18 protein-coding genes are annotated in these 19,259 nt (G+C 65.1%); 9 read left to right on the top strand and 9 right to left on the bottom strand.

Translation table 11 applies throughout. The features are described 5' to 3' along the window. The 4 genes from FJ948_RS07365 (at position 1) to FJ948_RS07350 (ending at position 3,075) form a co-directional block, all read left to right on the top strand. The gene (locus FJ948_RS07365) at positions 1–1,143 is read left to right on the top strand and encodes a benzoate/H(+) symporter BenE family transporter (protein WP_140702952.1); all 1,143 of its coding nucleotides are present in this window, start codon (positions 1–3) and stop codon (positions 1,141–1,143) included. Positions 1,144–1,260: 117 nt separating this feature from the next. Continuing rightward, positions 1,261–1,743, top strand: a complete 483-nt coding sequence (locus tag FJ948_RS07360) for a DUF2852 domain-containing protein (protein WP_140702951.1) — start codon at positions 1,261–1,263, stop codon at positions 1,741–1,743. Between the two features lie 99 nt (positions 1,744–1,842). Continuing rightward, entirely contained in the window at positions 1,843–2,601 is a 759-nt protein-coding gene (locus tag FJ948_RS07355; protein ID WP_140702949.1) for a M48 family metallopeptidase, read from the top strand. A gap of 3 nt (positions 2,602–2,604) precedes the next feature. Next, positions 2,605–3,075: a hypothetical protein gene (locus tag FJ948_RS07350; RefSeq protein WP_140702947.1), complete on the top strand. Its 471-nt coding sequence runs from the start codon at positions 2,605–2,607 to the stop codon at positions 3,073–3,075. 13 nt (positions 3,076–3,088) lie between these two features. On the opposite strand, the gene FJ948_RS07345 is transcribed toward FJ948_RS07350, so the two are convergent. Next, positions 3,089–3,307, bottom strand: a complete 219-nt coding sequence (locus tag FJ948_RS07345; protein WP_140702945.1) for a hypothetical protein — start codon at positions 3,305–3,307, stop codon at positions 3,089–3,091. Positions 3,308–3,419: 112 nt separating this feature from the next. Between FJ948_RS07345 and FJ948_RS07340 the strand changes: the two genes are divergently transcribed. The 5 genes from FJ948_RS07340 (at position 3,420) to FJ948_RS07320 (ending at position 8,755) form a co-directional block, all read left to right on the top strand. After that, the gene (locus FJ948_RS07340; protein WP_140702943.1) at positions 3,420–4,079 is read left to right on the top strand and encodes a phosphoribosylanthranilate isomerase; all 660 of its coding nucleotides are present in this window, start codon (positions 3,420–3,422) and stop codon (positions 4,077–4,079) included. Between the two features lie 86 nt (positions 4,080–4,165). Next, entirely contained in the window at positions 4,166–5,416 is a 1,251-nt protein-coding gene (gene trpB, locus FJ948_RS07335; RefSeq protein ID WP_140702941.1) for a tryptophan synthase subunit beta, read from the top strand. Positions 5,417–5,478: 62 nt separating this feature from the next. Continuing rightward, positions 5,479–6,318, top strand: a complete 840-nt coding sequence (gene trpA, locus FJ948_RS07330; protein WP_140702939.1) for a tryptophan synthase subunit alpha — start codon at positions 5,479–5,481, stop codon at positions 6,316–6,318. Between the two features lie 45 nt (positions 6,319–6,363). Beyond that, complete coding sequence (accD, locus tag FJ948_RS07325) at positions 6,364–7,290, top strand: acetyl-CoA carboxylase, carboxyltransferase subunit beta (protein ID WP_140702937.1); 927 nt, start codon at positions 6,364–6,366, stop codon at positions 7,288–7,290. 139 nt (positions 7,291–7,429) lie between these two features. Beyond that, entirely contained in the window at positions 7,430–8,755 is a 1,326-nt protein-coding gene (locus tag FJ948_RS07320; protein WP_140702935.1) for a folylpolyglutamate synthase/dihydrofolate synthase family protein, read from the top strand. Positions 8,756–8,828: 73 nt separating this feature from the next. Here FJ948_RS07320 and FJ948_RS07315 read toward each other — a convergent pair whose 3' ends face one another. From FJ948_RS07315 to tsaE, 8 genes are all read right to left on the bottom strand, one after another. Further along, on the bottom strand, positions 8,829–9,242 hold the full coding sequence (locus FJ948_RS07315; RefSeq protein WP_140702933.1) for a type II toxin-antitoxin system VapC family toxin: 414 nt from the start codon (positions 9,240–9,242) through the stop codon (positions 8,829–8,831). Continuing rightward, entirely contained in the window at positions 9,239–9,484 is a 246-nt protein-coding gene (locus FJ948_RS07310) for a type II toxin-antitoxin system VapB family antitoxin (RefSeq protein ID WP_140703905.1), read from the bottom strand. Before FJ948_RS07310 ends, FJ948_RS07315 begins: the two co-directional genes overlap by 4 nt. An 85-nt stretch (positions 9,485–9,569) precedes the next feature. Next, the gene (locus FJ948_RS07305) at positions 9,570–9,851 is read right to left on the bottom strand and encodes a cupin domain-containing protein (RefSeq protein WP_140702931.1); all 282 of its coding nucleotides are present in this window, start codon (positions 9,849–9,851) and stop codon (positions 9,570–9,572) included. A gap of 135 nt (positions 9,852–9,986) precedes the next feature. Beyond that, positions 9,987–10,307 carry a thioredoxin gene (trxA, locus tag FJ948_RS07300; protein WP_140702929.1) on the bottom strand — a complete coding sequence of 107 codons (321 nt, stop codon included), beginning with the start codon at positions 10,305–10,307 and terminating at the stop codon, positions 9,987–9,989. A gap of 74 nt (positions 10,308–10,381) precedes the next feature. Then, complete coding sequence (gene addA, locus FJ948_RS07295; RefSeq protein WP_140702927.1) at positions 10,382–13,888, bottom strand: double-strand break repair helicase AddA; 3,507 nt, start codon at positions 13,886–13,888, stop codon at positions 10,382–10,384. Continuing rightward, a complete protein-coding gene (gene addB / locus FJ948_RS07290; RefSeq protein ID WP_140702925.1) occupies positions 13,885–17,019 on the bottom strand; it encodes a double-strand break repair protein AddB in 3,135 nt (1,044 codons plus the stop codon). Before addB ends, addA begins: the two co-directional genes overlap by 4 nt. After that, a complete protein-coding gene (locus tag FJ948_RS07285) occupies positions 17,016–17,744 on the bottom strand; it encodes a nucleotidyltransferase family protein (protein ID WP_140702923.1) in 729 nt (242 codons plus the stop codon). The genes addB and FJ948_RS07285 overlap by 4 nt, the downstream gene beginning before the upstream one ends. After that, positions 17,741–19,252, bottom strand: coding sequence for a tRNA (adenosine(37)-N6)-threonylcarbamoyltransferase complex ATPase subunit type 1 TsaE (gene tsaE, locus FJ948_RS07280; RefSeq protein ID WP_140702921.1), 1,512 nt, complete (start codon positions 19,250–19,252; stop codon positions 17,741–17,743). Before tsaE ends, FJ948_RS07285 begins: the two co-directional genes overlap by 4 nt. Positions 19,253–19,259: the final 7 nt, after the last annotated feature.

The raw sequence follows: 19,259 nt of genomic DNA, 5'->3' as shown, positions 1-19,259 counted from the left end.
ATGCGCCTTTCCATCCCGATCTCGGCCTTCGTCGCGGCCATCGTCGGCTTTGGCGGCACGCTTGCCATCGTCATTGCCGCCGCCAAGGCGGTCGGCGCGACGCAGGTCGAGACGGCGAGCGGCGTGACGGCGATCTGCCTGGCCATGACGGTCGAGTGCCTGTGGCTGTCATGGCGCACGAAAATGCCTGTCATCACCGCCTGGTCGACGCCGGGTCTGGCGCTGGTCGCCGCATCGAGCGGCTTCACGATCGGCGAGGCCGTCGGCGCCTATATCGTCACCGGCGTCCTTTTGGTCGCCACCGGCCTGTTTGGACCGCTGACCCGCCTGATATCGAGAATACCCGCCTCGGTCGCTTCCGGCATGCTGGCCGGCATCGTCGTCACCTTCGCCATCAATGCCATGAAGGCGATCCCGGCGGACCCATGGCTCATCCTGCTGCTGATCGCGGCGTTCTTTGTCATCCGGCTGTTCAATCCGGCCCTGTCGGTGCTGGCGGTGCTGGTTGGCGGCGGCCTTGCCGCCTTTCTTACGGGCCGTGTCGGCGGCTTGCCCGCGCCCGAACTGTCGACGCTGACGTTCATTGCTCCCCATTTCACCGCCAAGGCGATCATCGGCCTGGCGCTGCCGCTTTATCTCGTTACCATGGCCTCGCAGAACCTGTCGGGGCTGGCGGTGCTGCGGGCGGCCGGCTACCACCCTGAACCTGGGCCGCTGATCGGCGTTACCGGCCTGTTTTCACTTCTGTCTGCGCCGTTCGGGGCCGGGACAACCAATCTGGCGGCGATCTCGGCGGCGATCTGCACCGGACCGGACGTCCATCCCGATCCGGCCGAGCGCTGGAAGACCGGCCCGTTCTATGCGCTTGCCTACCTCATCTTCGCGATTTTCGGCGCTTCGCTGGTGGCGATCTTCGCCGTGCTGCCGCAGAGCCTGATCGTGCTGGTGGCGGGTCTTGCACTGATGGCCTCACTCGCCAACGCACTGTCCATCGCGCTGAAGGATGAAGGCGAACGCATGCCAGCCACCGTGACCTTCGTCGTCACCGCCTCCGGGCTGACGCTGTTCGGCGTCGGTGCGGCATTTTGGGGCCTGGTCGCCGGCTTGGTCGTGCTTTTCCTCGATATGCTCAAAAAGCGATAATCATTTCAGGCCCTTGTTCGGTTTTAGCCGACATTGTCTTGAATCGCCGTTTTCGCCTTCCCATTTCGATTCCACGCAGCCGGTTCTGGCTGTCTCCAACCGAAGGAATGGGAGAAAATGAACACATCTGCATTGATCCGCCCGGCCTGGACGCCGGCGACCATCGCGTTGATGGTGATCGGCTTCATGGTGTTCTGGCCGCTCGGCTTTGCCATGCTCGCCTACATCATCTGGGGCGACCGGCTCGAGGGCTTCAAGCGTGACGTCAACCGCGCGACCGACGGCATCTTCGCCGGCTGCCGCCGTGGTTCCGACAAGGCCGCGCGTTGGGGCAACGGTTCAGCCCGCACCGGCAACGTCGCTTTCGACGACTGGCGCGAAAAGGAGCTCGAGCGCCTGAACGAAGAGCGCCGCAAGCTCGACGAGATGCTGACGCAGTTCGACGAGTATGCTCGTGAATTGCGCCGCGCCAAGGACCAGGACGAGTTCGACCGGTTCATGGCCAACCGCAACAAGTCGACGGCTCCGGCCAAGACCGACCCGAGCACCGGAGCGACCCCCACCAAGCGTGGCAAAGGCTCGAACCTGCTCGACGACTGAGGCCCAGCGACAGGGCCAAGGTATGATGACGGCGTCGCGCGAGCGGCGCCGTTTCTTTTTTGTTCTTATCGTTTTCCTCGAATCGCGTATCGTCCCGCCATGACCATCGGGTTCTTCCGCAATCTGACGAAGCCCAAGCCCACGCCTGTCGTGGAGCGGGAATATTGCGTCGCCGGCCGCACGCTGCCGCTCAAGATCGTCGAGAGCGCCAGGGCAAAGCGCCTGACGCTGCGCATCGATTCCGGCGGCCAGGGCCTGCGCATCACCGTGCCGCCGGGCCTTCGCCGCGGCGAGGTGGACAGGTTCCTCGACCGCCACCAGGACTGGCTGGAGCAGCGCCTGGCCAAGGTGCCGACGCGTCCACAAGTAAGACCAGGCATCAAGATCCCGGTGCGCGGCGTGCCGCACCGCATCGTCCACGAGCCGTCAAAGCGCGGCACCGTCACCATATCGCGCGACGAGCGCGGCCCGCTGCTGGTCGTGCATGGCGATCGCATCCATCTGCCGCGCCGCATCGCCGATTTCCTGAAGCGCGAGGCCAAGAAGGATATCGAGAAGCTGGTCATCAAACACACCGAGGCGCTCGGCAAGCGCGCCAAGGCGATCCGCTACAAGGACACGTCCAGCCGCTGGGGCTCCTGCACTTCGGAAGGCAATCTGTCCTTCTCCTGGCGCATCATGATGGCGCCGCAGCCGGTCATCAACTACCTCGTCGCGCATGAGGTGGCGCATCTCAAGGAGATGAACCACGGCCCGAAATTCTGGAAATTGTGCGAGAAACTCTGCCCAGACACCGACCGCTGCAAGGACTGGCTGAAGCGCAACGGCGGCGCACTACAGGCGATCGTGTTTGAGTAGCGGATGGCCGTTAAGATCGACTATCGGCTGGACGACGCTGGCTGGGCAGACTGCGATGTCGCAATCGACAGCAAGACCGCCAGCGTTGAAGCATCCTATGTTGGTGACGCTTTGCGTGATCTGGTTCAAGCGACGCTCGCTATCGTCGATGGGGCTCCGTATGCGGTCGCGCGCTTTCTCGACGAACCGGGAGAGTGTCGCTTCGTGCTTGAGCCACAAGGCAACCAGACCAGGGTTCGGCTCCTGAGTTTCCCGGAAACATGGTCGGAGGAACCGGATGGCGCAGGTGCTGTAAGACTTGATGCAATGTGCCTTTTGCGAGAGTTCGCGGAGGCGGTTCTAACCGCGACAAGAACGATCCTAAGTAGCCACGGGCTGCAGAACTACAGGGAAAGATGGGGCCACGAGTTCCCTTGGGATGCGGTTTACAAGTTGGACAGCGCGCTGCAAAGAGCAGTGTCAGATATTGGATAATGTAGCTGCCTTATCAATCATCGTTCGCCGCATTCAACTCCTCCGGCCGCAACCCTTCATCGCCATGATGCGGCCAGGGCAGGAAATTCCGGTCAAACGTGTCGCCGCCGAAATAATCCAGCGCCCGATGCGCTTCGGCCCCGTTGAAGGCGGCCTTGTCCATGAGATGCGCGATCACCTCGCGCGCCTGCGCGATCTTCTGCTTCAGTTCGGCAACGGTCTGGTCGGCCATGGCTGTGCTCCCGCCTTGCATGCTGTCCATCAATAGGTAGCGCCTTTGGCCTTGCCGGCAAACAGCATGCTTTTTCTCGACTCTTGCAGCGTTTCATGTCAATTCCCGCGCCATGGCGCTTGACATCAAGATCTGCGGCTTGAAGACCGACCAGGCAATGGCCGCGGCCCTGGCCGGCGGCGCCAGCCATGTCGGTTTCATTTTCTTCGCCAAAAGCCCGCGCTATGTCGAACCGGCGGAGGCTGGGCGTCTGCGCGAAGCGGCGCGCGGCAAGGCCCTGGCGGTCGCCGTCACCGTCGACGCCACCGACGCCTTCCTGGACGGGATCGTCGAAAAAATGCAGCCCGACATGTTGCAGTTGCATGGTTCGGAAACGCCCGACCGGGTAACCGAGTTGAAAGCGCGTTATGGCCTGCCGGTGATGAAGGCGCTGCCGCTCAGCGAGGTCGCCGACCTCGATCGGATCAAGCCGTTCATCGGCATCGCCGACCGGTTCCTGTTCGATGCCAAGCCGCCAAAGGGTTCCGAACTGCCGGGCGGCAACGGCGTAGCCTTCGACTGGCGCATCCTCGCCGGCCTTGACGCCGGCGTCGATTACATGCTTTCCGGTGGGCTCAACGCCGCCAACATCGGCGATGCCCTTCGGCTTGCCAATCCGCCCGCCATAGACATTTCCTCTGGCGTGGAAAGCGCGCCGGGCGTCAAGGATCCGGCGCTGATCGAACAGTTTTTCCGGGCCGTCCGGGCAGCGCGCGACGACCGCGCCGCCTGAACAGGCTCAAACCAGAGCATGTCCCGGAAAAGTGGAATCCGGTTTTCCGACAAGGACATGCTCACTAAATCAAGGAGCGATCGGCGATGAACAAGCCGGCGACACCCAATTCCTTCCGCACCGGGCCCGACGAACAGGGCATGTTCGGCATTTTCGGTGGTCGTTTCGTCGCCGAAACGCTGATGCCGCTAATCCTCGACCTGGAGAAGAACTGGAACGAGGTCAAGAACGATCCGGATTTCAGGGCCGAGCTGACCGATCTCTCGACCCATTATGCCGGGCGGCCGTCAAAGCTGTATTTCGCCGAAGGCCTGACGAAGCATCTTCGTGAGGTCTCCTCGGCGAAGGGCCTCGGGGGCGGCGCGAAAGTCTATTTCAAGCGCGAGGATCTGAACCACACCGGTTCGCACAAGATCAACAATTGCCTCGGCCAGATCCTGCTCGCCAAGCGCATGGGCAAGAAGCGCATCATCGCCGAGACCGGCGCCGGCCAGCACGGCGTCGCATCCGCTACGGTCGCGGCCCGCTTCGGCTTTCCCTGCGTCGTCTATATGGGCGCGACCGATGTCGCCCGCCAAAGCCCCAACGTCTTCCGCATGAAGCTGCTTGGCGCCGAAGTGCGGCCGGTGACCGCGGGTCACGGCACGCTGAAGGACGCCATGAACGAAGCCCTTCGCGATTGGGTCACCAATGTCGAGGACACCTACTACCTGATCGGCACCGCCGCCGGCCCGCATCCCTATCCGGAACTGGTGCGCGATTTCCAGTCGGTGATCGGCACAGAGGCACGCGCGCAGATCCTCGAACAGGAGGGCCGGTTGCCCGACACCATCATCGCTGCCGTCGGCGGCGGTTCCAACGCCATCGGCCTCTTCCATCCCTTCCTTGACGACAAGGATGTGCGCATCATCGGCATAGAAGCCGGCGGGCGCGGCCTCGACGGTATCGAGCATTGCGCTTCGATGAATGCCGGCTCGCCCGGCGTGCTGCACGGCAACCGCACCTATCTCCTGCAGAATGCCGACGGCCAGATCATGGACGGCCATTCGATCTCGGCTGGCCTCGACTATCCCGGCGTCGGCCCCGAACATTCCTGGCTGCGCGATTCCGGCCGTGTCGAATACGTGCCTGTTCTCGACGACGAGGCGCTGGAGGCCTTCAAGCTGACGACGCGCGTTGAAGGCATCATCCCGGCGCTGGAGTCGGCGCACGCCATCGCCCATGCGGTCAAGATCGTGCCAGCCATGGACAAGGACCAGATCGTCATAGTCAATCTGTCCGGCCGTGGCGACAAGGACGTGCACACGGTGGCCTCGATGCTGGGCATGGAGATCTAGGCCCTTTGGACCGTTTCGATTTGGGAGTTGATTATGAGCAAAATTCGTCCAAAGGGCCTGTCATGACGACCCGCATCGACCGCCGCATGGCGAAGCTTAAAGTCGAAGGTCGCCCGGCGCTCGTCACCTATTTCATGGGCGGCGACCCGGACTACGACACCTCTTTGTCGATCATGAAGGCGCTGCCCAAGGCGGGCGCCGACGTGATCGAGATGGGCATGCCGTTCTCCGATCCGATGGCCGACGGCCCGGCGATCCAGGCCGCGGGCCTCAGGGCGCTCAAGGGCGGCCAGACGCTGGTGAAGACGCTGAAATTGGCGTCCGACTTCCGCGCCGGCGATGACGAGACGCCGATCGTGCTGATGGGCTATTACAATCCGATCTATATCTACGGCGTCGACCGCTTCCTCGTCGACGCCAAGGCGAGCGGCATTGATGGGCTGATCGTCGTCGACCTGCCGCCGGAGATGGATGAGGAGCTCTGCATTCCGGCGCTGAAGGCCGGCATCAACTTCATCCGGCTGGCGACGCCGACCACCGACGACAAGCGCCTGCCCAAGGTGCTGCAGAACACATCGGGCTTCGTCTATTACGTCTCTATGACCGGCATTACCGGTGCGGCACTCGCCGACACCGGCAAGGTGGCGTCGGCCGTCAAGCGCATCAAGGGTCACACCGACCTGCCGGTCTGCGTCGGTTTCGGCGTCAAGACCGCCGAACAGGCGCGCGTCATCGGCGCCAACGCCGACGGCGTGGTCGTCGGCACGGCGATCGTCAATGCGGTTGCCAATGTGCTGGGCCCGAAGGGCGAGAAGACCGCCGATCCGGCCGAAGCCGTCGCCACGCTGGTCAGCGGCCTCGCGCAAGGCGTCCGCTCGGCCCGCCTTGCTGCCGCCGAATAGTTTTCTTATTTCTTCCCACTCTTCGTCAGGACAGGAGCCGAAGCGATGAACTGGATCACCAATTACGTTCGCCCGAAGATCAATTCGATGCTCGGCCGGCGCACCGACATGCCCGAGAATCTCTGGATCAAGGATCCCGAGACGGGCGAAATGGTGTTCCACAAGGATCTGGAATCCAACCAGTTCGTCATCCCGTCATCCGGCCATCACATGAAGATCTCGGCCAAGGAGCGGCTGAAATTCTTCCTCGACGACGGCAAATACGAACAGCTCGACAATCCCAAGGTCGTGCTGGATCCGCTGAAGTTCCGTGACGAGAAACGCTATGTCGACCGGCTTAAGGACGCCAAGGCCAAGACCGGCCTGGAAGACGCCATCATCAATGCGCTTGGGACCGTCGAGGGCCTGCCCGTGGTGGTGACGGTGCAGGATTTCGCCTTCATGGGCGGCTCGCTCGGCATGGCCGCGGGTGATGCCATCGTACATGGCTTCGAGGTCGCCTTGCAGCGCAAGCGGCCGCTAATCCTGTTCGCCGCTTCCGGCGGCGCCCGCATGCAGGAAGGCATTTTGTCCCTCATGCAATTGCCGCGCACCACGGTCGGTGTCGACCGTCTGAAAGAGGCCGGCCTGCCCTATATCGTTGTGCTGACCAACCCGACCACTGGCGGCGTCACCGCCTCCTACGCCATGCTGGGCGACGTGCACATTGCCGAACCCGGCGCGCTGATCGGTTTTGCCGGGCCGCGTGTCATCGAGCAGACCATTCGCGAGAAATTGCCGGACGGCTTCCAGCGCTCCGAATATCTGATGGAGCACGGCATGGTCGACATGGTGGTGTCGCGGCTGGAGCTACGCCAGACCATCGCGCGCCTCTTGAAGATGCTGCTCAAGATGCCGGAAGAGCAAAAGCCGCTGGAGCCGGAAATCCTGCCTCCCGCCGTGGTTGCCGCCGACGCCAGGCCCCAGGCCTGATGCGACACGAGGCCTGAGGACGCGACACCAACTGCCGCGAACTGCGATTGCGCCGCCTCCATGGCGCGCTGTAGCCTTCTGATTGCCATGGCCGTTTCGGGATGATTCTGCTTCTCGGGCCATGCGCCGGGATTGTGCCATGACGACGCTTGCCGCCGACCGCGAAATCGCAGCCCTGATGGCGCTTCACCCGAAAGGCTTCGACCTTTCGCTCGACCGGATCACACGGCTGCTGGAGCGGCTGGGCAATCCGCAGGACCTGCTGCCGCCGGTCATCCACATCGCCGGCACCAATGGCAAGGGCTCCTGCGCCGCCTTCTCGCGGGCGCTGCTGGAAGCCTCCGGTCGGCTGGTCCATGTCCACACCTCGCCGCATCTGGTCAGCTGGCACGAGCGCTACAGGCTGGCCGCCGAGAGCGGCGGCAGGCTGGTGGACGATGACATCTTCGCCGAGACCATCGCCCGCGTCGCCGAGGCCAATGCAGGCCAGAAGATCACCGTCTTCGAAATCCTCACCGCCGTTACCTTCATCCTGTTTTCGGAGCATCCGGCCGATGCCGCCATCATCGAGGTCGGTCTCGGCGGCCGTTTCGACGCCACCAATGTCATCGCGCGGCCAGCCGTGTCGGTGATCATGCCGGTGTCGATGGACCACGAGGCGTATCTGGGCGACCGTGTCGAACTGATCGCCGCCGAAAAGGCCGGCATCATGAAACGCGGCTGCCCGGTGGTCATCGGCGCGCAGGAAAGCGAAACGGCGCTGCAGGTGCTGATCGACACCGCCGAGCGGCTCGACTGCCCGACCCTCGTCTACGGCCAGGATTTTCTCGCTTTCGAGGAAAACGGCCGCATGGTCTACCAGGACGATGACGGCCTGATGGACCTGCCGCCGCCGCGCCTGCCCGGTCGCCACCAGTTCGCCAATGCGGCGGCTGCGATCGCGGCGGTCAAGGCGGCCGGCTTCGAGATCAGCCACCGCGCCGCCGAGAAGGCGATGACAAACGTCGCCTGGCCCGGCCGCATGCAGAAGCTGATGCAGGGCCGGCTGGCGGAACTGGCGCCGAAGGGCGCCGACATCTGGCTCGACGGCGGCCACAATCCGGGCGCCGGCGTGGTCGTCGCCGAAGCGCTGGCCGAGCAGGAGGAAAAGAACCCGCGTCCGCTCTTCCTCATCTCGGGCATGATCAACACCAAGGACCAGAGCGGCTATTTCCGCGCCTTCAAGGGCCTTGCCCGCCATGTCTACACCGTGCCGGTGAGTATGAGCGACGCCGGCGTGCCGAACGACGAACTGGCCATCCGCGCCACCGAGGCCGGGTTGACGGCCGAGCCGGTCAGTTCCGTCGCCAGCGCGCTGATGCTGCTGCGCGACACCTGGGACGGCCCACCGCCGCGCATCCTGATCGGGGGTTCGCTTTACCTGGCCGGCGCGGTATTGGCGGAAAACGGCACGCCGCCGACCTGAGGCACGACAATTACGTTTTAGGTGGCTTGCGGTGGCGATAGGGGAAATGCGGCCCAGTAGGATCTCACCCGTTTCAGAAATCCCACGGCGAGATCAGGTCAAGGCTTGTGGCGCTGAAGTCGTTAAGATTGCGCGTCGCCAGCCGGCCTCCGTTCACGCGCGCTATCGCTGCGATCATGCCATCGGGCGCTGACATTCCACGGCCTTGGCGCGCCGCGGCCCCCATGATGTCGCCGTAAGCCAAGGCAGCCTCTTCCGTCAGTCCAAAAATTCGGTCGGCAAATCGACGGCGCCATTGTGAAAGGCCCTGCTCCAGCCGATCGGCACGTTCATCAGGTCTTATCCTTTGAATGCCGAAGGCAATTTCTGCAATCGCCACTGTGGGAAGGGCCAATTCGGCATCATTGCGGACAAGCCACGCCAGGACGGCCGCATCCGGCGCCTTCCTAAGGGTCTCCGAAATCACATTGGTATCGACAAAAATCAAAGTTCAGGCCCTGGATGGACCTGGCGACCTTCGCGGATAATCCTCTCCAGATCGATGTCGGTGCCGGTTGATGCAAGCCGGGCATAGAAGGTGGATGCCGGTTCGCGGCCCGCTTCACGAATCTCGTAGGATTCAAGCGCACGTTCGACCACATCGGCGATCGAGCGATTTTCACGGCGAGCAAGCCTATGAGCCAGGTCGCGCGCTTTTGCGCTGCGGACTGAGAGCTGTGGTTCGGCCATTTCAAACTCCCGTTCGAAAATGGACATATATGCCGATCGGGGCCTGCCATCAAGATGGCAGACGATGGCATGCCATCATCTGCAGCTATTTCAGCTCGATTTCGATAAACGCGTACTCGCCGTCATTGGCGCTGATGACATCATGTTCGACGCCCTCCTTGCGGAAATAGGGTGCGCCTTTCTTCATCTCGGCGAAGGATTCGCCGTCCTTGGTCACCAGCTTCACCTTGCCGTCCATCAGCGGCACGACCACATAGTCATGGCCGTGTCGATGCCAGCCGGTGTTGTCGCCGGGCTGGAAGCGGTATTCGGTGACGATGACGCGATCATTGTCGATGAAGACGGTGGCCTTGGCGGATCCGGTCATTTTCTCGCTCCCTGTTCCTGCTGCCAACAGAAGACATGGGGTGTCCCGACGTCAGGGCCAGAGCGTCCGACCGATGACGCCAACAAAAAGCCCGGCGCGACGGCCGGGCTCGTTGCATTTACAAGTTTCAGGCGCTCAAAGGCTGCCGTTGATCCAGTGTGACAGCGCGGTCTTGGGGGCGGCGCCAACCTTCATGTCGGCCATTGCGCCGCCCTTGAAGATCATCAGGGTCGGAATCGAGCGCACGCCGTACTGGGCGGCAAGTTCCGGATTCTCGTCGATGTTTAGCTTGGCGATCTTGACCTTCGCGCCGAGTTCAGTGGCGATATCCTCAAGCGCCGGCGCGATCATCTTGCAGGGGCCGCACCATTCCGCCCAGAAATCAACCACGACCGGTACCTGGGCATTAAGCACATCGGCCTGGAAATTATTCTTGTCGACCTTGACGGTGGTCATGCGGAAATCCTTTCGAAATTTTTCGTCGCACCAAATGTGGTGGTTGCCGCGCCCTTCTTCAAGCAGTTCTTGTGTCACGCTCCCGTGAGTCGGGCAAGGGCGTCGTCCATGGCCCGGGGTGGCAGCTCGATCAGCCTTGGCGCTTCGGTGAACAGCAAGGCCGCCTTGATTTCCCGCCCGGGATAAAGCGGCTTGAGCAGGGCGCGATAAAGCGCGAGCTGAAGCAGATAGGCTGACGGGACTTCGGCTAGTATGGCGGGTGCGGGCCGGTTGGTCTTGTAGTCGACGATCGAGACCGTATCCGGTGTCACCGCCAGCCGGTCGATCTTGCCGGAGATGGAGCGGATTTTGCCCTTGACCTCCAGGCTGCCCATGATCGCGACCTCGGCACGCGACGACGGCGCGAACAGTTGACCGAGGCCGGGGTCGGCAAGGATGGCCATGACCGATGCCAGGGCTTTTTCACGCTCGGCTTGCGGCCACCCCGCACCCGTTCGCGAGAGGTAACGCTCCGCCGCAACTTGGCGGTCGCTCTCGGCCATGCCGGGCAGCATCTGCAGCAGCCTGTGCAAAGCGAGCCCGCGCAGCACGGCAAAACCCGGTTCGGCATCGGCGTCCAGCACCGGCGAGGCCTTGTCGACCACCGCTTCCTTGCCTTCCTCGATCAGCGCCGAGGCGCCCGACGGCGACAACGGACGCGGCAGGTCCTCGAAAGGCGGCAACGGCCGGAACAGGGTCGTCGGCAACGGACCGAACGCATCGGCCCGCCGCGCCTGCTCGCCCGGACTTGGCGCAACGGGAGGCAGTTTGGTGACGTGGAAACGGTAGACAGGCTCGCCGCCGGCCGGATGCGGACGCTGTTCGCTTTCGGGCGCGCCGGTCAGCGCGCGGCTGACGATCGAATGCCAGGTGCCGGTGTTCGGCGCCCGCTTGCCGTGATAACCGCAGACAACAAGCCGGTCCTCGGCGCGCGTCATGCCGACATAGAGCAGCCGGCGGTATTCGTCGTCGGCGAGTTCGCGGGCGCGAGCGGCCGCCGTTTTAGAGAAGCCGTTGGCGACGTCGCTGGCCGAGCGCCAGAGATAGCCCTTGCCGTCCCAATGCCGGCCCGTACCGTCGAAAGGCATCAGCCGCGGCAAATGCTGGTCGCTGAACGGGGCCGACCCGCCGTCGACCAGGAACACCACCGGCGCCTCCAGGCCCTTGGCCGCGTGCACGGTCATGACGCGCACCTCGTCACGGGTCTGGTCCATCTCTCGCTTGATCTCGGGGCCGGCGTTTTCCAGCGTCGACAGGAAGGCTTCCAGCCCGGGCAGGCCGGTCCGCTCCTCGGCAAGGCAGAAGCTCAGGAACTCGTCGAGAATATCGCCGGCCTCCGGCCCCAGCCGCGCAATCATCCTGCGGCGCACGCCATCGCGTGCCAGCAGGGTGGCATAGAATTCGAACACCGGCTTGAAAGCGGCCTCGTCAGCCCAGGCGTCGAGCTGTGCGACGATCGCCGCGAGCGCTTCGCTTTCGCCGGCATGCCGGCGCAGCGATGCCGCCAGCGACAGGCCGGGCGGCCTTTGCCCGGCGAGCGCGAACAGCGCCTCCTCCGGCAGATCGAAGATCGGGCTGCGCAGGACGGCGGCCAGCGACAGGTCGTCCTGCGGCTGGATCAAGAGGTGGCCGAGCGCGATCAGGTCCTTGACCGCGATATGGCCTGGCAGGCTCAGCCGGTCGGCGCCGGCGACCGGAATGTCGCGACGCTTGAGCGCCCGGGTCAGCGCATGAACGAAGCTGTCGCGCTTGCGCACCAGCACCAGCACGTCGCCTGGCTTGAGCCGCTTGCCGCGGCCCTCGATGATTTCGCCCTTGCCGATCCACCCGGCAATGGTGGCCGCGACATTCTCGGCGACGCGCACCGCCGGCGCATGGGCATGGTCGATCGCCTGTGACCAGTCGTCGGGCTCGTCGACGGCCTCGGCGCCGATTGACGGCCACACCTCGACATAGCCAGGCGCATCGGTGCGGATCGCCTTGTGGTTCAGCGGATCGGGGTCGTGGCTGATGCCGCGCCGAACGATCGGATCGGCAAAGACGCGGTCGACGGCGGCAAGGACATCGTCGGTCGAGCGGAACGACCAGGTCAGCTTGAGGTCGGCGAAGGATGCCTCGGCATCGCGGACCCGTCCGGCGAACAGCATCCGGCTGTCGGCGAAGGAGTCCGGCGCGGCACCTTGGAACGAATAGATTGACTGCTTCTCGTCGCCGACGGCAAAGACCGTGCGGTGCACCCGGTCGCGTGCACCGAAGCCGGCAAAGAATTCTTCCGCCAGCCGCTTCACCACCTCCCATTGATCAGGGCTGGTGTCCTGAGCCTCGTCGAGCAGGATGTGGTCGATGCCCTGGTCGAGCTTGTATTGCACCCATGGGCCGGCATCGGGCCGCGCCAAAAGGTTCACCGTGCGGGTGATCAGATCATTGAAGTCGAGAAAGCCGCGGCCGCGTTTCAACACTTCGTAGCGTGCGATCAGCCAGTCGGCGATGGTCAGGGCCGCGCGTGTACCCTCCAGCATCCGGAACAGCGCCAGCCGGTCGACGGTCTCGATGATGGCGCTAGCCGCCGACAGATAGCGCTCGGCGAGAGCCGGCAGCCGGTCGGCCAGCGCCTTCTTGAAGGCCTTCGCCGGATCGTAGGGATCGCCATCGGTCTTGAGGAAGGCTCTTGCCAAGAGTTGCAACCGGCGAAGGGGATCGACCTCGGCGAAAGCCTGACGCGCATAGGGCAGGATGTTGTTCAACGCCGATCTGGCGTCGGTCGCTTCGGCTGCCTGGACAAAGCCGGCAAAATAGTCCGGCAGGAAGCCGGGCAGCGGCCATATCGACGCCGCTATGCCCTCGGCGGTTTGGCCGGGGTTGAAATGGAATTCATCGAACAAGGGCTGGAAGCCGTCGCGCCCGACAGCATCCAGGAAATGGCGCAACCCGTCGCGCTTGCGCACGATCTCTCCGAGCAGGGCGTCGAGACCGGCTTCGCCGCCGCGCTCCAGGACAGTGGCGAAGGCCTCGGCTAAATTCCTGTCGCCGGCGGCCGAAATCATCTCCCGGCGCGCGGCGGCAAAAAGCGAGGCCTCCATCTGGCTGTCGAGCATTTCGAAATGAGCGGGAATGTTGGCTTCCAGCGGGAACTGATGCAGCACGGATTCGCAGAAGGCGTGGATCGTCTGGATCTTCAGCCCGCCAGGCGTCTCCAGTGCCTCCGCGAACAGGCGGCGGGCTCTGCGCATGGTGTCGCGATCGGGCCGGCGACCCTCCAGCGCCTCGACCTTGGAAGCCAGCTCGGCGTCGCCAAGCGTCGTCCACTCCGACAGCGTCGAAAACACCCGGTTCGACATGTTGGCGGCGGCGGCGCGGGTGTAGGTCAGGCACAGGATCTTTGATGGATCGGTGCCGTTGAGCAGCAGCCGGATGACGCGCTGAGCCAGCACATGGGTCTTGCCGGATCCTGCATTGGCCGACACCCAGGCGGAATTGCCGGGATCGGCGGCGCGGGCCTGGCTGGTCGCTGTGTCAGTGGGGATGGGGTAGGCTTTCTTCATGCCTCCCCTCCCTCGTCCCCGGCGTCTCCGCCGGCGGACCATTCGAGCACGCGGGCGAGATGGTCGTAGGCGCCATCGGTTTCGCCTTCACGAAACGGCAGCGCGCGCGACAGGTAGCCGGTCGCCGGGTCGGCATAGTGGATCAGCAGCTTTTCCAGCCGCGCCCAGGCCTCTTCGGCGAGATCGGTTGCCGTGCGCGGCTGGCGGTTGTGTTCGAGTATGGACTCCTCGAACACCTCGCCATTCGGCTTCAGCCTGATGAAGGCCAGTTGCGACGGTTCGCGCGCGCCCAGATCCTTGAACGCGCCACGCCGCAGCAGCGCGCCCTCCAGCGCCAGCTGAGGCGCCAGCAGCGTATGCGCCTGCGCCTTGGAGGGCGAGGAGCCGGTCTTGTAGTCCAGAATGTCGGCCATGCCGCCGGCCAGCAGATCGACGCGGTCGGCGTAGCCGGACAGCGTCACACCGGATTGGCCGACCACGGTTTTGCCGGCGCGCTCCTCGGCATGCCGCTGGACCACCGCATCGGCGCGCGTGCGCTCCCATTCGATGATGTTGGCGGCGAGCTTTTCGAAACGCGGCCACCACACGGCCTCGACATCGGCTGGAAGCGCCGCCTCGGCAAAGCAGGCGCGGCCGGCGGCGATGAGCCCGGCCAGCGCGTCCGGCGCGCGTGGGTCGGCCACCTCCGACGAGAAGAGATGCAGGATGGCGTGAAACAGCGTGCCGCGTTCGGCCGCGCCGGGATCGCGGATCAGCGGATCGAGCGGCAGCAGGCCGAGAATCCGTCTTGCATAGATGGCGTAGGGATCGCGGCGCAGCGTCTCGATCTCGGTGACCGAGAAATGCGTCGGGCGGACCGAAAGTGGTGGCTTGGGCTGCGGCCGGGGTGCGAAGTCCCGCTTCGGTCCCGTGTCGAGCGCGCGCGCCCAGGCGAGCAGCTCGTCGCCGCGCCGGCGCAGTGCCGCTGCGTGCTCGTTGCCGATGAAGGTGGTGAGCCGCTGCAACCAGCGCGACGGCACCGCGGGCGCATCCCCGGCCCGCGCGGAACGCGCCAGCACCACGTGTCTCGCGCCCATGGCCATCTGGAAATCATGCGCGGCAAGGCCGATGCGCCGCTCCGGCGGTTCGAGGTCGATGCCGGTCTTCATCAGCCGGGACATGAAGCGGTCGCTCTCCGGCTTGCGCGGCCAGACCCCTTCGTTGAGGCCGCCGATGACCAGTGTGTCGACATGCTGGAGCCGGGCTTCCAGCGCGCCCCAGATGGCGATGTTCCTGTCGGTGCCTTGCGCCGGCTTGACGGTCTCGGGCGCGATCAGCGCATCCATCACGTCAGGCCATTCGATTGTCGCAAAGGACAGCGGCGCGGCAGCCGCGACCAGCCCGCGCAAAAGTTCGGCGAGCTTTTCGCCAGCATCGCCGGCGTAGAGTTCGCCAAGACCGCCATCCGCGGCGCGGCCGAGATTCTCCAGCGCAACGACGCTGGCCTCGACCAACGCGGCAAGGCCGACTTCCGCCTGGCCGCGAAAGGCCGAGAGCGGCGCCAGCGCTTGCTTGAGACGTTCAAGCAAATTCCGGGCGCTTTCGATGGAGCGCACGCTCAGGCGGGCAAACCAGAAGGGCGGCCGGCTGTCACCGCCGAGCCCGGTGAGGCGGGACTCGAAAAGGTCTGGCAGCGAAGCGATGTCGGGGCGGCCGGTGCCGCCGCGCAGTGCCACCAGTTCGACCAGTTCCGCCGCGTGGCGCACATCGGCACGTTCCAGGCCAAGGCCGAGCAGGGGATGCTTGAGCAGCGACAATAGGCCGACCGGATCGCCCGGCCGGAACACCGCCTCGAGCGCCAGCCTGAGCAGGCTGGCCGCCGGCGTGTTGGAAAGCGGCGTGCCGCCGGAATCGTCCGCAACGACACCGAAGCGCTTGAGTTCGACGCTGACACGGCGTGCCAGGGCGCGGTCGCCGGTCACGAGAGCGGCCCTTTGGCCGGGTTCTTCCACTGCCTGCTTGAGCGCGACGGCGATCGCCACGGCCTCGTCGCGCTCGCTTGCCGCTTCGAGCAGCGCCACCTCGGCGAAGGCGCCCTCTATGGCGGGCGCCGAAAACCCGTTTCGTGTCTCTGCCCACAATTCGGTGGTCTCGGCCGGCCGCAGCGCCTCGCCGACAAGGGCCGCACGGAGCGCGAGCTTCGGCTCGGCGGCGCCGATTTCCTCGACGTCGCCGCGCAGCACGCCGATCTTGCCGATCAGCTTCGCCAAGCCGTATTGCGGATGGCCAAGCACGGCTGGAGGCGCGCCGGGCGCGACGAGGGCCTGGAAGGAGGCTTCGTCGAGCATCTGGTCGAGCCCTGGCAGCACGATGGCGCCTCCGGACAGGCTGGCGATGGTCGCAAGCAGTTCCGCCGTGGCGGGTATGGAGCCGGTGGAACCCGCTGCTATGACCGGCCCGGCGGGCGGATTGCGCCGCAGCCGCGCCGCCTCGGCACGGATCAGGGCGTTGCGATGCGCGGCCGGGTTGGAGCGGTCGCTCTCTTCGAGGAATTCCGGCCAGGCATCGGTGACGATGCCGAGGAATTCGAGCGTGACCTGCCACCATCCGGCAAGGTTGCCGCTCACCAGGCCCGCGAGTTTGGCCCAGTCGGTGCCTTCCGTCTCGATCTCGTCCATCAGTCCGGCCAGATCGCGGGCCAGCCAGATCGCATCGGCGGTGGAGGCAGGCACGACGATCTCCTCGGCGAAGAGGGCCGCGACATGGGCGGGCAACCGCCGTTTCCACGCCCGCACCAGCGGAGTCAGCAGCAACAGCCTTTCGGTGGCGCTGATCGGTGGCGCGAGATCGATGGCCGCCGATGGATCGGCCTCGAACAGGGCCTCGTCCTCGTCGAATTCGCCGAGCGGACGGATCACCGGCAGGATCGCCGAACCGCCCCCGCCACGCGCTTTCAGGCTGTCGACGAAAACGCCGCGCAAGGCGCGCGCGGCGCGGCGCGTCGGCACGTAGATGGTGACGTCGGCCAGAGCGAGCGGGTCGCCGTCGAAACGAAACCCCGGAACCAGGCGCCCGGCAAGCAGCGCCTCGGCAAGCGTCGGCAGAAACGGCGCTCCGGAGGGAATGGAGAAAACGCGGCTTGAGCCGCTCATTGCGATCCGATGAGCGCGCCGGCGACCGCCGCTTCGGCGAGCGGGATGGCATCGGGCGTGCCAACCGTTATCCAGTGGCCATGCATTGGCATGCCGAACAGGCGGCCGGCGGCAATCGCCTTGTCGAAATAGGCGTTGAGGGAATGTGGTTCGGCGGCCACGTCCTTGAACAGGCGCGGATGGATGATCGCGGCGCCGGCATAGATCAGTCCCGCCGGATCGCCTTTCGAACGCCGCAAGGCACCGTCCCGCGCCACCAGGAAATCGGTGGAGCCGCAATGTCCGGTCGCCTGATGGAGATCCGCCAGCATCAGCAGAATATCCATTTTCGCCGCTTCCCATGCAAGGGCGAGCCGCCCGAGATTGAGCGGGCCGTGGTCGATCCAGAATGTATCGGCGTTGAGGATGTAGAACGGCTCCTGGCCGAGCTCCGGCAACGCCTTGACGATGCCGCCGGCCGAATCGAGCAGCCGGTCGCTTTCATCGGAAATGACGATGCGCGGCGCGCGGCGCGCGGCGACATGGGCGACGATCTGTTCGGGAAGGTAATGGACATTGACCACCGCCTTGCCGACGCCGGCCGCCGCCAGACTGTCGAGCCCCCAGTCGAGCAGTGTCTTGCCGGCGATCCGGACCAGCGGCTTGGGGATTGTGTCGGTGATCGGCCGCATGCGCTTGCCGAGCCCGGCGGCAAGGGCGATGGCGGTGTCTGGTTTTGTCGTCACAGCGCTCGTTCCTCCAGCAGCCCGTGCGCGTTGTAGAAATCCCGCAGCTCGGCGAGCGCGGGATGCGACAGTGCCCGCCTGAGATAGTCGCGGATGCGCGGCAGGTGCTTGAGATAATAGGGTTTGCCGTCCCGTTTTTCGAGGCGCACGAAAATGCCCAAGATCTTGGAATTGCGTTGCGCGGCCATGATTGCGTAGGCTTCGAGGAAACCTGCTTCATCGAAGCCGCCCGTTGCACGACGCGACGCGACATAGGCATCGAGCGTCCGCTTTTCGATCTCGGGCGGGATGGTGACGCGCGCATCCATGGCCAGCGAGGCGACGTCATAGGCGGCGGGACCGATCAGCGCATCCTGGACGTCGACGATGCCGAGCCGGTCGAGGCCGGTCCGCTCGCCGCGCCAGATGATGTTGGGCGAGTGGAAGTCGCGCAGCATCAGCGTGTATTCGCTGCCTTGCAGCCGGTCGAGAAGCGCATTCCATGTCCTGTGGTAGCCGGAACGCAGCGCCTCGCTCGCCGGGCCGTCCGATATCGCCGGCACGTACCAGTCGATCAGCAGGTCCGCCTCGATCAGCATGGCATCGCGATCGAAGGGCGGCACGTCATGAACGACGCCGGGCGCAGCCTCCATGTGATGAGGCCAGGTCTTGCCGTGCATCATGGCAAGCAGTTCGGCCGCCGCCTCGTAACGTTCGGCCACCGGCTCGCCATTGCCGGCGAGGAAGCCTTCCGAGCCCAGATGCTCGAGCAGCAGGAAACCCTGGTCTAGATCCTGAGCGTCGATCCGAGGCACCGCGACCCCTGCGGCCAGCAGCGCACGGTCGATGGCGACGAAAGCCGACACCGACTGGGCCGTGTGGGCGATCACCGCATAGGGCTTGCCGTCGCGCACGGGAGGGCCGAGCACCAGCCGTGGCGAGTTCATCAGCACGCGCGGCGCCTCGCCGGGAAGCGACACGATCTCGTAGGAGCGGGCCGAGGCATCGCCGATGAAATGCCGGCGCCGCGCTTGCCCCCATCCCGCGCCGTCGAGGAAGCCGCGCATGGCCAGCGAGCGCGCGAAACGGTCGAAGGTCGCGCCTTGCCCCGACAATCGCGCCAGCCGCCCCTCGCCATGCTGGGTAAGTTCGATCAGCACCGTCGACTTGGGCAGATAGCCGTCGGCGCGCTCCGGCCATTCGACCAGGGCGGCACCTTGCGCCAGCGCCTCATCGAAGCCGAGTTCGTCGAGTTCGGCCGCCGAGGACAGCCGGTAAAGATCGAAATGATGGACCGGGATGCGCGTGTCGTAGCTCTGAACCAATGTGAAGGTAGGGCTCGGCACTTCGAGGCCGGCATCGTCGGCCAATGTCCTGATCAGCGCCCGCGCCAAGGTCGACTTGCCGGCGCCGAGATCGCCCTTGAGCGCCAGCACGTCCCCCGCGCGCAGCGCCAGTGCGAGATCCTCGCCCAGCCGCGCTGTCTGGGTCTCGTCGGCGAGCAAGCGCTCCAGCACCGGTTGCGTCATCGAGCGC

The sequence above is a fragment of the Mesorhizobium sp. B2-3-12 genome, from assembly GCF_006442205.1.
Taxonomy (GTDB): domain Bacteria; phylum Pseudomonadota; class Alphaproteobacteria; order Rhizobiales; family Rhizobiaceae; genus Mesorhizobium.
Note: the sequence above shows the minus strand (reverse complement) of the source record. Positions and strands in the feature narration are given on the sequence as shown.

Coding starts and splice junctions, on each gene's coding strand:
- FJ948_RS07355 (WP_140702949.1), top strand. CDS start 1,843: ATGACCATCGGGTTCTTCCGCAATCTGACGAAGCCCAAGCCCACGCCT.
- FJ948_RS07350 (WP_140702947.1), top strand. CDS start 2,605: ATGGCCGTTAAGATCGACTATCGGCTGGACGACGCTGGCTGGGCAGAC.
- FJ948_RS07360 (WP_140702951.1), top strand. CDS start 1,261: ATGAACACATCTGCATTGATCCGCCCGGCCTGGACGCCGGCGACCATC.
- accD (WP_140702937.1), top strand. CDS start 6,364: ATGAACTGGATCACCAATTACGTTCGCCCGAAGATCAATTCGATGCTC.
- addA (WP_140702927.1), bottom strand. CDS start 13,888: ATGAAGAAAGCCTACCCCATCCCCACTGACACAGCGACCAGCCAGGCC.
- FJ948_RS07340 (WP_140702943.1), top strand. CDS start 3,420: ATGGCGCTTGACATCAAGATCTGCGGCTTGAAGACCGACCAGGCAATG.
- trxA (WP_140702929.1), bottom strand. CDS start 10,307: ATGACCACCGTCAAGGTCGACAAGAATAATTTCCAGGCCGATGTGCTT.
- FJ948_RS07365 (WP_140702952.1), top strand. CDS start 1: ATGCGCCTTTCCATCCCGATCTCGGCCTTCGTCGCGGCCATCGTCGGC.
- trpB (WP_140702941.1), top strand. CDS start 4,166: ATGAACAAGCCGGCGACACCCAATTCCTTCCGCACCGGGCCCGACGAA.
- trpA (WP_140702939.1), top strand. CDS start 5,479: ATGACGACCCGCATCGACCGCCGCATGGCGAAGCTTAAAGTCGAAGGT.
- tsaE (WP_140702921.1), bottom strand. CDS start 19,252: ATGACGCAACCGGTGCTGGAGCGCTTGCTCGCCGACGAGACCCAGACA.
- FJ948_RS07320 (WP_140702935.1), top strand. CDS start 7,430: ATGACGACGCTTGCCGCCGACCGCGAAATCGCAGCCCTGATGGCGCTT.
- addB (WP_140702925.1), bottom strand. CDS start 17,019: ATGAGCGGCTCAAGCCGCGTTTTCTCCATTCCCTCCGGAGCGCCGTTT.
- FJ948_RS07345 (WP_140702945.1), bottom strand. CDS start 3,307: ATGGCCGACCAGACCGTTGCCGAACTGAAGCAGAAGATCGCGCAGGCG.
- FJ948_RS07310 (WP_140703905.1), bottom strand. CDS start 9,484: ATGGCCGAACCACAGCTCTCAGTCCGCAGCGCAAAAGCGCGCGACCTG.
- FJ948_RS07305 (WP_140702931.1), bottom strand. CDS start 9,851: ATGACCGGATCCGCCAAGGCCACCGTCTTCATCGACAATGATCGCGTC.